The organism is Psychrosphaera sp. B3R10 (genome assembly GCF_018861025.1).
Lineage (GTDB): Bacteria > Pseudomonadota > Gammaproteobacteria > Enterobacterales > Alteromonadaceae > Psychrosphaera > Psychrosphaera algicola.
This window is the reverse complement of the sequence record NZ_JAHKQH010000026.1, coordinates 385,233-399,117: the sequence shown is the minus strand read 5'-3', so window position 1 is coordinate 399,117 and position 13,885 is coordinate 385,233. Positions and strand designations below refer to the sequence as shown.

The 13,885-nt window shown below is 41.0% G+C and carries 10 protein-coding genes; 3 read left to right on the top strand and 7 right to left on the bottom strand.

The window, feature by feature from the left end:
• Positions 1–553 precede the first annotated feature (553 nt).
• From KO525_RS11020 to KO525_RS11010, 3 genes are all read right to left on the bottom strand, one after another.
• Positions 554–841: a GIY-YIG nuclease family protein gene (locus KO525_RS11020; protein WP_215963853.1), complete on the bottom strand. Its 288-nt coding sequence runs from the start codon at positions 839–841 to the stop codon at positions 554–556.
• A gap of 462 nt (positions 842–1,303) precedes the next feature.
• Positions 1,304–1,840, bottom strand: a complete 537-nt coding sequence (locus tag KO525_RS11015; RefSeq protein WP_215963852.1) for a hypothetical protein — start codon at positions 1,838–1,840, stop codon at positions 1,304–1,306.
• Between the two features lie 102 nt (positions 1,841–1,942).
• Complete coding sequence (locus tag KO525_RS11010) at positions 1,943–3,601, bottom strand: methyl-accepting chemotaxis protein (protein ID WP_215963851.1); 1,659 nt, start codon at positions 3,599–3,601, stop codon at positions 1,943–1,945.
• A 392-nt stretch (positions 3,602–3,993) separates the two neighbouring features.
• Between KO525_RS11010 and KO525_RS11005 the strand changes: the two genes are divergently transcribed.
• Entirely contained in the window at positions 3,994–5,997 is a 2,004-nt protein-coding gene (locus KO525_RS11005; RefSeq protein ID WP_215963850.1) for a DNA topoisomerase III, read from the top strand.
• A gap of 271 nt (positions 5,998–6,268) precedes the next feature.
• Here the strand turns inward: KO525_RS11005 and KO525_RS11000 are convergent, their stop codons facing one another.
• From KO525_RS11000 to KO525_RS10985, 4 genes are all read right to left on the bottom strand, one after another.
• Complete coding sequence (locus tag KO525_RS11000) at positions 6,269–7,915, bottom strand: FMN-binding glutamate synthase family protein (protein WP_215963849.1); 1,647 nt, start codon at positions 7,913–7,915, stop codon at positions 6,269–6,271.
• Positions 7,916–8,036: 121 nt separating this feature from the next.
• Entirely contained in the window at positions 8,037–8,870 is an 834-nt protein-coding gene (locus tag KO525_RS10995; protein ID WP_371744403.1) for a hypothetical protein, read from the bottom strand.
• Positions 8,871–9,045: 175 nt separating this feature from the next.
• Positions 9,046–11,694 carry a DEAD/DEAH box helicase gene (locus KO525_RS10990; RefSeq protein ID WP_215963848.1) on the bottom strand — a complete coding sequence of 883 codons (2,649 nt, stop codon included), beginning with the start codon at positions 11,692–11,694 and terminating at the stop codon, positions 9,046–9,048.
• Positions 11,695–11,724: 30 nt separating this feature from the next.
• A complete protein-coding gene (locus KO525_RS10985) occupies positions 11,725–12,312 on the bottom strand; it encodes a class I SAM-dependent methyltransferase (RefSeq protein ID WP_368668272.1) in 588 nt (195 codons plus the stop codon).
• 246 nt (positions 12,313–12,558) lie between these two features.
• Between KO525_RS10985 and KO525_RS10980 the strand changes: the two genes are divergently transcribed.
• Both KO525_RS10980 and KO525_RS20000 read left to right on the top strand, forming a co-directional pair.
• Positions 12,559–13,251: a hypothetical protein gene (locus KO525_RS10980; protein WP_215963847.1), complete on the top strand. Its 693-nt coding sequence runs from the start codon at positions 12,559–12,561 to the stop codon at positions 13,249–13,251.
• Positions 13,236–13,430 carry a hypothetical protein gene (locus KO525_RS20000; protein WP_368668251.1) on the top strand — a complete coding sequence of 65 codons (195 nt, stop codon included), beginning with the start codon at positions 13,236–13,238 and terminating at the stop codon, positions 13,428–13,430. Before KO525_RS10980 ends, KO525_RS20000 begins: the two co-directional genes overlap by 16 nt.
• The last annotated feature ends 455 nt before the right edge of the window (positions 13,431–13,885 follow it).

Here is a 13,885-nt window from a genome sequence, read left to right as displayed (position 1 = left end):
GGCTCAATCCCTAATCCTTAGGTAAGATTTATATTATCGTCGAAGACGGGATGAAAGTATGTCCATATACACATCCCTTGGAACGGCGTCCCTGCCGTTCACTTCGAGATATAAATCTCAACTAAGGGGGATTTAAACGAAGTTATACGCAGTCTGAAATTTATGTGTAATAACAGGTTATTTTGAAGAATACCCTTATCCCAAATAACCAGAAAAACATCATTCCCAATACCCAGAAAAACCGTCATCCCAAAAGAGTCTAAGCGATATTAGGGATCTCCAACCAAGTGCAGAGGAATCACATAATTCACCTTCAATTAGCTCTTAATAACCAGAACAAAAACGTCATCCCAAAAGAGCCAAGGCGATATTAGGGATCTCCAACCAAGTGCAGAGGAAGTTCATAATCCACCTTCAATTGGCTCATAGTTTAAGAACAAAAACCGTCATTCTAACCAAACAGAAAAAACCGTCATCCCCGTAGCTTGTAAAGTTAGGCAGCCACGGCGATATTAGGGATCTCCAACCAAGTGCAGAGCAAGTAAAGTTCGCCCTAAAGAATGCTTGAATATAAATCGACCCAATGAGGATTGAATTGGGTAATCAAATCCTCCTTCCAAATACGTTTCCATTTTTTAAGCGATTTTTCTCTCAAAATGGCATCTCTCATCTCTTCATACTGCTCAAAATACACAAGTTTTGTTAAGTTATATTTATTGCTGAAGCTTTTAGTCAATTTGTGTTTGTGTTGATAAATCCGTGCTTGAATGTTGCTAGTAACACCAATGTATAACGTGGTGTTATGAGCATTAGTAATTATATAAACCGCAGGTGCTTTCATAATTGAATTCCATTTCAATAATTAGAAGCAGAGTATAGCACCCAAAAATATTTTTATTTTCGGAGTCGCTTGCTGGAGATTCCAAATATCGCTGGGGCGATTTTGGAATGACGATATTTTCTAATAAATCGTAGTAAAACTAACTTTTGACCATCAAGTATTTTGAACAGAATTTCAGAATTGAATCTCAACTAACGGGGATTTAAACGAAGTTATATGCAGTCTGAAATTTATGTGTAATAACAGGTTATTTTGAAGAATACCCTTATCCCAAATAAACAGAAAAACGTCATTCCAAATACACAGAACAAAACGTCATCCCAAAAGAGCCACGGCGATATTAGGGATCTCCAACCAAGTGCAGAGGACGTTACAAATATCAGCAACTCTGACCCCACAGGTTTCTTTCAATTGGTCAAAAATACAGTACAAAGACCACCATCCGAACCAAACAGAAAAACGTCATTCCCAATACCCAGAAAAACCGTCATCCCAAAAGAGCCACGGCGATATTAGGGATCTCCAACCAAGTGCAGAGGAATCACATAATTCACCTTCAATTGGCTCAAAGTTACCAGAACATAAACCGTCATCCCAAAAGAGTCTAAGCGATATTAGGGATCTCCAACCGAGCGCAGAGGAATCACATAATTCACCTTCAATTGGCTCAAAGTAACCAGAACATAAACCGTCATCCCAAAAGAGCCACGGCGATATTAGGGATCTCCAACCAAGTGCAGAGGAATCACATAATTCACCTTCAATTGGCTCAAAGTAACCAGAACATAAACCGTCATCCCAAAAGAGTCTAAGCGATATTAGGGATCTCCAACCGAGCGCAGAGGAATCACATAATTCACCTTCAATTGGCTCAAAGTAACCAGAACATAAAACGTCATCCCAAAAGAGTCTAAGCGATATTAGGGATCTCCAACCGAGTGCAGAGGAATCACATAATTCACCTCCAATTAGCTCATAGTTTAAGAACAAAAACGTCATCCCAAAAGAGCCACAGCGATATTAGGGATCTCCAACCAAGTGCAGAGGAAATAACAAAAATCAGCAACTCTGACCCCACAGGTTTCTTTCAATTGGCTGAAATTACGTTTTATACTGACCGACTAATTTCGACATATCTAACGCGAGATCATTAAGCTGCTTACTTATCATGGATGCTTCGGCGGTACCGTTTGCGGTTTCTTCTGCGACTTCAACAATCTGGTGCACGTTTTGGTTTATGGTCTCAGATACCATAGTTTGCTCTTCAGCAGCAGTTGCAATTTGACTGTTCATGTCGTTGATCGTCGTGACTGAATGACGTATTGCTTTTAGCGCTGTGTCGACTCTTTCTGCTTCTGTCACTGTGTGCATGCATTTTTCATTTATTTCAGTTATCGCAAGAACCGCTTCGTTAGTTCCACCCTGCAATTTAATGATCATGCGTTGAATTTCATCCGTGCTGCTCGCCGTTCTTGCCGCTAGGGTTCTAACTTCATCGGCTACCACAGAGAAACCTCTTCCTTGTTCACCGGCTCTTGCTGCTTCTATCGCGGCGTTTAATGCGAGTAAGTTTGTTTGCTCTGCAATGCCTCGAATAACTTCGATTACACCACCGATATTTTTAGATTCTTCACCTAAATTACCAATAACGTCGACGCCAATATTAACTTGGTCACCTAACCCATTAATGATCTCTATTGCACCATCTAGTATTTTCGAAGCGTCAGTGACTTGGTCTTCCGCGTCATGGGCGGCTTTTGCGGCATTGCTAGCGCTTTTCGCCACATCCAAAGCTGTTGCTGACATTTCGTTCATAGCGGTAGCAACTTGGTCACTTTCTAAATGTTGACGTTGCACACCTGATTCGGCTTGAGCCATCAGTTGCGTAAGGTTCACACTTGAGGTCGATAATATTTGCGTCGACCCATTAATTTGCTTAACCATATCTGCAATTTTTGACGCAAATAAATTGAACGCCGCGGAAAGCGCACCTAATTCATGGCCTTTTGATTCATCCAAACGTTGTGTCAAATCACCATCGCCATTGGCTATTTCATCTAAGGCACTCACGGCATGATTTATTGGTTTGGTAATGGTTTGTACTAATTTGATGGAAATAGCAGACATTACTAATAACAAAACAATCGCTAAGCTAATGATTTTAAAGATACTGTCCGACAACATTTCTTGGTTATGTTGTTTAAGAACACCCAGGGTTTTTTCTAATTCGTCGACGTAAAATCCGGTCGCGATAACCCAATTGGTGTCAGGGATCATTACGGCCTTGGCGAGCTTGGGTGATGGTATTGTTGAGTTTTGTTTGGGCCATGTATATTCAACATAACCGCCACCGGTTAGCGCTTTTTCTATATATTCTTTAACCAGATATCGACCCTGCTGGCTTTTAGAGTCTAAATAATTTTTTCCTTCACGTTCTGGATTATCCGCACTAACAATTTGATTGCCCTGGGTGTCATAAACAAAAAAGTAATTATTGCCTTGCTGGTATCTTAAATTACGTAAGATTGTTTTTTTCGCGTCGTCGGTTTTAGCGGTAGCAACTGAGGTAATAGCAAGTTCGATAAATGAGTCGAGTTGCTCTTTTTTTTCGGCCGTCAGCGAAGTGCGTAATTGGTCTTGGCTTTGTAAGCTTATTTGCTCAGATTGTGTGGTCGCCAACAAGGTAATTGCCAGTGCGGTAAGTGCTAGGGGTAATAATGCGATTGTTAATACTTTAAATTTAATTGATCTATTTGCCATGGGGATCTACCTATCGTCATAACTATCCTTTTTATCGGATAAACATCGTCAATCTTTAAATTATTTAAGTCATTTATGTATTCCAGAGTTCTAATCAGTAACGGTCGTGTTTGCAACATTAGAATGAAAATCAACCCAAAGACTGGCATCGCTAGTTACTAAGCCACAGACAACAATATTTTTACTTTGGCAGACATAACAAAAGTGTTTGGAGTGCTTTAACCAAAAGTTAGTGTAGTTGTCACAAAATGCAAGTTCAGGTGTCCTGCATCGTCGTTGTTTACGCATAGTCTTTTGCCCAAAAATAATCTGTACCTAATTGCCATCGACCTTAGGGTAATTAGTCGGTAAAATTGGCGGTCTTTCTTTATTCAGTCCGTTGGTCATTATTCATGAAGTTATTTATTGCGGAGAAACCCAGTCTAGGTCGAGCGATTGTTGACGCGTTGCCTAAACCGCATAAAAAACAAGATGGCTTTATCGAAGCCAGCGACGGCACAGTAGTGACTTGGTGTATCGGTCATTTGTTGGAGCAAGCACCGCCAGAGGATTACGACAGCAAATTTAAAAAGTGGCAAGTTGAACACCTGCCGATTATTCCAACCCAATGGCAATTAAAACCCAAGCCAAAAACGCGCAAGCAATTAACGGTGATCAAAAAGTTAATTGGTAAAGCAACCACTATAGTTAATGCTGGCGACGCCGATAGAGAAGGGCAAATATTGGTTGATGAAGTGATCAGCTATTGTGGTGCTTCAAAGCGAAAAATTGACCAAGCGCAACGTTGTTTGATTAGCGACCTTAATACCGCTGCCGTGTCTAAATCCTTGCATAATCTGCAGTCTAATAAACAGTTTGTGCCATTAGCGGTGAGTGCTTTGGCCCGAGCTAGAGCAGACTGGTTATATGGCCTGAATATGACACGCCTTTGCACATTGCAGGGTCAGAAGTCTGGGTATCAAGGTGTGCTGTCTATTGGGCGTGTACAAACCCCAATTTTAGGATTAGTGGTAAAACGTGACCTTGAAATTGAACAATTTACCGCTAAACCGTTTTATGAGGTGATAGGCCATTTTCAAACACAAAATGGCGAGTTTTACCAAGGGAAATGGCAACCAAGCGATGCCTGCGAACCTTATATGGATGAAGCATCTCGGGTGTTATCAAAGCCATTGGCTGAAAATGTGGTACAGCGGATCACCGACAAACCCGCCGTCATAGACAAAGTTAAAACAGATAAAAAGCAACAGGTTGCGCCGCTGCCGTTTAGTTTGTCTGGTCTGCAAATTGCCGCGGCCAAAGCCTTTGGGTTAAGCGCAAAGCAAGTATTAGATACGTGCCAATCGCTTTATGAGAAACACAAACTCATTACTTACCCGCGTTCGGACTGCCAATATTTACCAGAAGAACACTTTGCCGATGTCCCCAAGGTCGGACAGGCCATGGCCCAATGTTCCGACACATTAAAAAAACTGTTAGAAAAAGCCAATTTATCTCAAAAAGGACGAGCCTGGAATGATAAAAAGGTATCGGCCCACCATGCCATCATTCCCACGGCAAATGCGAGGTCTGTTGGCAATTTGACATCCAATGAACAAAAATTATATGGCATGATCGGCCGTCAATACATCGCCCAGTTTTACCCTAAGTTTGAATACAAAGAAAAACAAATTGATACCCTTGTCGAAGGGGGATGTTTTGTTAGCAAACAAAAAGAGATCACTCAAAAAGGTTGGAAAAGTCTATTTGAATCAAGCAGTGCAAAAAGCAATGCCAAAACGAATGCAAAAACGAATGCAAAAACGAATGTCGATACCGATGACCAAGAATGGGCAACATCTGAATTGCCTCAAGTTACGGTAGGTCAGCAGGTGCATTGCCAACGTGGCGAGTTAGTTGAAAAGATGACCAGCCCACCTAAACCCTTTAACGATGCAAGCTTGTTGAGTGCCTTAACCGGCGTAGCGCGTTTTGTTACCGATCCTGCGATAAAAAAACTGCTGCGAGATACCGATGGACTAGGTACTGAAGCAACTCGGGCAGGCATCATTGAACTGTTATTTAAACGCCAGTTTTTGACTCGTACCGGAAAAAACATAATCGCAACACCGATAGGGCGACAATTAATCCAAGCATTGCCCGACGTTGTATCACAGCCTGACATGACCGCATTGTGGGAGTCGCAGCTTGAGTCCATTAGCCAACAATCTATGGGCTACAAACAGTTTATAACCCAAATAGAACAAAACCTTGCGCAACTCATCGAAGACGTTAAAACCGTTAAGTTTGAATCACTGCCGCAAAGCCCTGCCAATCGAGGCGCATATAAACCCCGACGACCTCGTTCAACGGCTAAAAAAACAGTTAAAAAGAAACGCAGTACTAAACCAGCCTAGCCCAATGCAGTCACTTAATTTAGTGCTGTATGAGTGAGTATTAAGTGCTTTTAGAGTTTTTTAAAGCGGGTATAACTAAAATTTCGGGTGGCGTAAATCTGTGTAGCTGACTGAGTAACTGACTGAGTAGCTGAATATGTAACTGTGACGTTGGCCTTTTTTTGTTTACTTCTCTTTTCTAATCCTTAGTTTTTGCCTTTAACAATACGGTTATCTCGCTAAGCAGACAATAATATAGGCTCGTGACTACGAGCCCATATCAGCTATCGCACTAGGAAATGTTTCTAACATCTAATTCTGGAGGGTGAACAGGTGCGGTGTCTTCAATATAAAAGCTGTCACTGCGGGCTTTGCTCCACCAAATTTGCCACATGCCAGGCAGTGCGTCGTTCAGTAGCTGTTTGGTTTTCAATTCGGGTACTGTATGGGTGTTAGACTCAAGCATGCCGTTTGGGGTTCTGCGTTTGACCATATTGTAAGTGAGTTTATACACTTCATCTAAGCCCATAGCGCCGAGTAATTCATAAAAGCTGTGTAATGTATGGTGTTGGAACGAAGCGACTCGTTTGGCTTTGCGCTCAACGTCAATAGCTTTGCTGCGATTTTTGTCCTGCGTTGCAATGCCGGTAGGGCATTTGTTGGTATCGCATTGTTTGGACTGAATACAACCCACCGACATCATAAAGGTGCGCGCCGCATTAACCATGTCGGCACCAAATGCAACTTTGTTGACTATGTCGAAGCCAGACGCGGTTTTACCCGACGCGATGACTTTGATCTCTGAACGAATACCTAAACCGACTAAAACGTTATTTACAAAATAGACACCCTCAAGGCACATTAAACCAAGGCGATTACTAAACTCAACCGGAGCTGCACCAGTGCCACCCTCGGCGCCGTCAACGGTGATGAAGTCGACAAACACGCCCGTTTCTATCATGGCCTTACCTAAACACAAAAACTCCGCAGGATTGCCTATACACAGTTTTATGCCAATGGGTTTACCACCGCTGAGTTCTCTAAGTTTTGAAACAAAGCTAAGCAATTCTAAAGGTGTTGAAAATTCAGGGTTCATTGGCGGCGAGACGCAGTCGTGTTCTTTGCTTATTCCGCGTATTACCGCAATTTCATCAGTGATCTTAGCTTTAGGCAAAACCCCGCCATGACCGGGTTTAGCGCCTTGAGATAACTTAATTTCAATCATTTTAACTTGCTCTAGGTTGGCGAGCTTTGCAAAGTCGTCGGCGCTAAATCGACCATTATCGTCGCGGCAGCCAAATAACCCTGTGCCTAATTGCCAAACTAAGTCACCACCGTGTTTTAAGTGATGCGCGCTTATGCCGCCTTCACCGGTATTGTGGTAAAAGTCACCTTGTTTTGCGCCAAAGTTCATCGCTTGAATTGCCTCAGCGCTAAGTGCACCGTAGCTCATGGCTGAAATATTAAGTCGCGAAGCCAGATAAGGTTTTTTACATTGTGAGCTGCCAACACGAATGCGTTTGCTTTCTTCCTTTAAAACTTTAGGTGCCATTGAATGCCAAATACTTTGGTAGTTGGTCTGCATTAAATCGCGCTGCGTACCAAACGGTATGGTATCGCTCACACCTTTTGCACGACGATAAACAAGGTTGCGCTGTTCGCGGTTAAATGGCATTTCTTCAATGTCGTTGGCGATAAAATACTGCTGGATTTCAATTCTAATGGATTCAAAAAAGTACCTAAAATACGCTAACACAGGATAAAGCCTATTTAGCGTATGACGGCTACTGGTGATGTCATGCAGGCCAATAAGGGTATAAAGAGACGTGAAGACCATTAAACTCACGGTCCAGCCATTTATAATATTAAGTAACAGAAAAATGGCAAGGGCGTTGCCAAAGGTTGCGATTATCCATAAAACTCGTTGTGCAGTTGTCATCAAATCATATCCATCTAAAAGTCGTTATCTTCAGCGCCTTATTCATCATAAAACGCCGCTAACCGTTAACTTCAAGAATATACGAAATTAAAAATATGGAAATCGATAGTTGCCTGCAAATTTACGGGGTTGAAGGCGTCGAGAGTTCGAGGCCGCGGCTCATATAGATATCGTCATAGGCGAGCCCGCCATTGCCGTAGGGTTTTTTATGTGGTCCGGTATTCGAGTTAGCAAAAAAGTAGATTAAAGGCTGTTCTCGTTTCATTCTAAAAGCTGCGTTTTTAAATACTAAGGTCTGCTTGGCAAATTCGCCACCTTGAAGATACACATCGTAAGTTTGCCCACCGGCCGCCACCGGCGCATTATTGACCACATACCAAATTTGATACCAAATGTTAGTTTGCAGTGGGGTTGCAGAGCGATTTAAATCATAGTTTTGAACATTGCTGTATTGTCGATATTTATCGTCGCTGTCTATTTTTACCATCAAAGTGCCGTCGTTTTTAAAGCCATTGGACTCGGCTTTATCAGTGACTCGTAAAGTTGGTTCAAAGGCGTTATAGGCTTGTTTGATGATCTCATCCGGCGTTAAATTACTAATGCCAAACGCATGATTGTTGGGAAAGCTCTCAACCAAAATACGAGTATAAAATGTATAGGTGTCACCTACCGCAACCGCTTCTGGTAAGGCTTTAAATGTCAGGGCTTTTCTATTGCCAACAACGCCGTCAGCGGCGGGTTTCTTAAGTAAATAGCGATTATTATTTGCTGTTTTAATCACGGTGACTTGCGGGTTAGCAACAAACGGCTTGGTGTCATTTTGTGTATCCACGATTTGCCAATCGGTAAGTTCGGGCTGCTCAAAGTCATCAACCAAGATCCAATTAGATGTAGGCATAGTGTTAACACATGCACCGAGCATAAAAATGGTTGTAAGCACTAAGACGGTTTTCATATTTAATTGTATTTCCATTTTTAATTGCGGTTTTTATGTCTGCCACTTTTTGGGCTTAGCCTAACTTTTCTTAACTTCACTTAGCTTCACTTAAATTAGCGGACTAACTGACCGGCTGCTCTGGACTGTCTAACGACTATCTTTTTGTCATTCTAACGACCGTGGTGTTAAAGGTCTAATTGATTTGGTTTGTTAAACCGCTTGGGTCAAAACTCATACCTAACTTTTCAAAGTAATCTTTACCGTCTTGTTCAAATTGCTTAATAGCCTTTGTAATATCGGACGTTGTTAGTTTTTGCCAGAGGACTTCATCGAATGAAATAATATTTAGGTCTTTGCTTTGATAAATAAAACGTTTGCGTTCGAATTTTTCAAATGGATTCGCTAGCAAATTACTTTGCAGTTTTTTTGTGTCGTTTAAAAATTCAAGGTTGTTATAAGGGCTATTGTCTCTGTCGGCTTTGCCGTTTATTTCGAGCTGCTTTAAATAGAACGCTTGATACTTCGCAATCATAACTTCCAAGTTTATTTCTCCACGCTGATTACAATGATTTAGGATGATCAACATAAAGATGATTTTATAGCTGAAGGAATAATCTCGTTGTGCCAAAAATTCAAAGAAGTCATCTCGGCGAGTTTGTTCGGTGTGCAGCTTGAGGTTCTTTTTGGTTCTGACAACTGGGAGCAAGTCCTCAGAAAAATAGTTTAATGTTTTAGTGCCAAACGGCAATTGTTTAGTCGCCAGTATTTCACCTTTTCGGATCCAACTTTTAAGTGTTCCTGTTGTTATAAATAATTCTCTGGCAAACTGCTCTTCATTAAGTAAATCCCCGAACTCTTTTTCAAAATTAAAGATATTGATAGGCTCAATTCTACGTTCACCTTCGTATAAACCATCAAGTGTAATAATTTCAGTATGTCTTGTTTCGTTGCTCTTAATGACATTTTCAAATGGCGTATATTTTTCTAATCCAAACAAGCTGTGTAAGCTCCACGGGGACAGTGCAGGGCCGTATGCGTCAACAACATCAATCACATATAATGCTTCTTTACCTTCACATTTTCTCGTTCCACGCCCAAGTTGCTGGGTATAAAGCACTTTGCTCATTGTTGGCCTCGCCATAATTACAACAGAAGTATTTGGTACATCCCAACCTTCATTTAGCAAGTCGCAGGCGCAGATGAACTGCACTTCACCGTTTCTATACTGTTCAATACCGTCCCTGTTTTTTCCATCTACGGATACTGATGATATGCCATTTTCGATTAATAACTTTGCCATAGCTTTTGTGTGTTTAACGTCTACACAAAAGATGACTCCCTGTTTAGGACTTTGGTCAGCTATAAGTGGTTTAGCAAAATATTTTTTTACCACATCAACAATAAGTTGGTTTCTGGATGGAATTAAAACTGTTTTATTTAAGTCTTGTTTTACAAATTCCTTACCGTTAAATCGTACTTTCGAAAAGTCGATATTACTTTCTAACCTAAAGGCACGAACTGGTGGTACTAACCCTTGTTCTATAGCTTGTTGCAATGTTAGATCAACATCGTATTGCCCAAATATAGTTTCAAGCTGTTGTTGGTCTGTTCGATCTGGCGTCGCCGTTAAACCTAATAAAGAGTCTGGTGTAAAATAGGCAAGCGCATTGCGTAGTCCAGAAGCTGCTGCTCGGTGTGCTTCATCCACAACAATATAATTAAAGTGCTTTCTGTTAAATGAATGATAGTGGCGCAGTATATACGCTGAAGTCACGACAAAAATGGCTTGCTCACTGCTAGCTTGCGGTTGCAAGGAATCATAAATGTTAATGTCATCTAATTGCTGGTGCAAACGACTAACGAGTTGTTTTCTCAATTCTCTGCTAGGAACAATGGCTAAAACTTTAAATGTTGAATTAATTGTAAGCTGATGGCGCACATCCTCAATAAATACTTCCGTTTTGCCAGTTCCTGTTGGGAGTACTACCAAAAAGGTATTATTTCCGTTGAGGCGTTGTTGGTTAATTTTAACAATCGCGTCGGTTTGATGTTGGTATCTTTCAAAGGTTAGCTTTCTGGCTGCGCGATAATGCGGTGTTGACTTAAAGTCGGATTTATCACCAAAAAATAAACGCATCTGGTCCGCTAATTTTGTTGTATCAGCCATGCCTCTATCAGACCAGCGATAAACCAAATATCCGTCATAAACTAAGGAATTTTGTTTAAATAATTGCGAACGATATTTCTCTACTGAAATGAGTAATGGGTGATGGTAACGTTCACCATTTAGCTCCACAGCAAATTGCATATTTTGAGTGTCTAATACAAAATCAATAAAACGGCGGTGTCCTTCTTTGTCTGTGTAATTAACTTCTGGTTGAAGGGCGTGAATGGATTTTGTTCCAAAGGTTTGTTCAAAAAAGACCGAAAAATTAAATTCAGGTGGCGTTGGGTCAACATGTTGTAACGAACGGTTTGAACCGTACATTGCTAGGTTGAGATCATCATCTAAGACTTCAGTGATAAAAATGTTTATATCTTCAATAAATGATTGTTTATCTGACCATACAAACCGATATAAGCCTTGAAAGTCATGCATTAATTGATTTTGGTGACTTGTATAATTGACGTAAAGGTAAGCTTTAGGATCCAATGAAAACAGTAAGGTATCGACAAAAATAGCAGGAAAGTTTTGTTTAGCAAAAAGTAATCCTGACTCATGTTGATCAACAAATACGTAGTCAAAATCAAATAAAATATCGCTAATTGTTTTATTCAGTAAAGAGTTAGGTGTTACATTTTCTAAATATTTGCCCGATATATCCTTTATTTGATAGGTCATTTATCCTTTAGTCCCAATGTTAAAACGCAGTTAATTATTGTCTTTAAGCAAAATAGCATTTAACCACTTTTCGTTTTCACGACCAGGTCGGTTGTCGCCTGTTATCCATGTTTCACTGATTGTTAACTCTGGCAGATTGTTAATTAACGCAGTCAAAGTGGACTCGTTCATATCGATGAATTGTCTGCCGTGCTCTATACGTTCAGCGTCACCGTATTTAAAGCTAATATACATAACGCCGCCATTGTTTAAGTGGCTGTTCAAGTTTTTCAGAGAAGGTAATAACTCAGATTTAGATAAATGTAGCAATGAAGCACAACACCAAATGCCGTCAACTTTTTCCTGTATAGAAAACCGCTCGAAGGTTGTAATTGCCACCTGTTGTCCTAGCAAGCGTTGGGCTTTATGAGCGAGTTCAATGGAGGCATCAAATGCGGTAACCTTAAAGCCTTGGCTCTTGAAATAAAGGGCGTCACGACCACTTCCACAGCCTGCATCAACAATTTGGGCATTAGGTTTTAGAAAGGGCAAAAATTTCTGGTAGATATTATTCATATCAACATTAACTGTTGCGTCAAAAAAAGCCTCAGCATGTTGATTGTAGTAGTCTAAAGTCACTTGTCGTCCTTGTTCGGCTTACCGACCTGTACTTTGCCATTTTTGTTGAATCGGCGCAAAACTTTGTTCGCCTACTTTGTGTTTATCTGGCTCTTATTACCAAGATTTTTGTTAGCGAATTTAACGTGCATTAAAAAGTCAATTTACGCATAATTGACACGATAACAATTGAACTTCCTACTTCCAGTAAGTTCTAATATGCTACCGCTTGTTTATGGATTTTTCCCCTATTGTCGAAGGAATGTTATGAAAGTTAATGTTTGGTCTTTGTTGTGTTTTGTCTCTGCGTTGTTTGTGTCTCAGTTGGTTTTGGTGGGCTGTTCTAATGATGACAATGCTGCGTCGGTGGTTGGCGTGGATGAAACGTCGATTTCTGAGGGTGATAAAGGCATTGCTTCTTCGGGTATTGGCGAGGAAGAAGCCGCGCTGGATATGGCTCAGGCGTTAATTGATTACAAAGACGCGCCGTTAAAAATTCTTGATGTATCGGAGCGCAGTAAAGACGGTCGTAATTCAATTGCGATTACCTTGTCGGTGCCGGTCGACCCTTCTAAAGATCTACAAAAGTACTTTGGCATTAGCCAGCAAAATGGCAAGGCCGTCGACGGCGCGTGGGTGATTGCTAAGTCGGGTAAAACCATGTGGTTTCCGTACGTAGATCCAGAGGTTAAATACAAGGTCACCATTTACCAAGGGCTTAAAGCGATTAATAACCGAAGCTTGCTCCGAACCCAACATGCCGATGTGGTCACAAGTCGCGTGACGCCAAGTTTTAATTTTGATACCAGTGGCGCGTTTTTAACTCAAGGGTTAGGCAATGGCTTGCCTGTGGTTACAGTTAATGTAAATGACGTCGACATTAATTTTTACCAAGTGCGAGAAAAAGACCAAAAGCGCTTTTTAGAAGAAATGTCTCACCGTCAATATTACTGGGGATAGAGCGTGTTACTCAGTTTGCCGACTTAGTTTATTCAGGTCGGTTTGAGTTTGACGGCGAGCCAAATACGCGCACCAAAAGCAGTATCGATATCGAAGGCATTCAACAGCTAAAACCGCCGGGGATTCATCTCGCAATTATGGCAAAGGCCGGAACGTACAGCGGTCAACAGATGATGTAGTCTTTAGTGCTTATTTGTATTGGTTTGTGTCGACGATTGCAGCCTGAAACTGCCACAACAGAAGTCAAATTCAATTCCAAAACTAAAACTAAAATCATAGTCAGATATTTTGCCGATGCTTCATATTGGTTTTATCTCATACATTTACCACTGGTGGTGTGGTTGCAAATCGCCTTTGCCTAACTCCCCATTTACTGGGGATTAAAATGGCAGTGTGTCATTGATAACAATCGTATTGGCTTTATTGACTTATGACCTCGCGGTGCGTTCGACATTTATTTGAGCCATGTTAAATGGCAAGAAAAACCAGCCTTACTGTTAGAATCAAAAAACTAAGTTCACCTCTTTACCCTTTATTTTACCTATATTTTACCTTGCCCGGTTTATTTTAATGTCATTACGATAATAAATTGAACCGGCGCTAAATCGTCAGAACAGTTAAATGCTTTAATGCC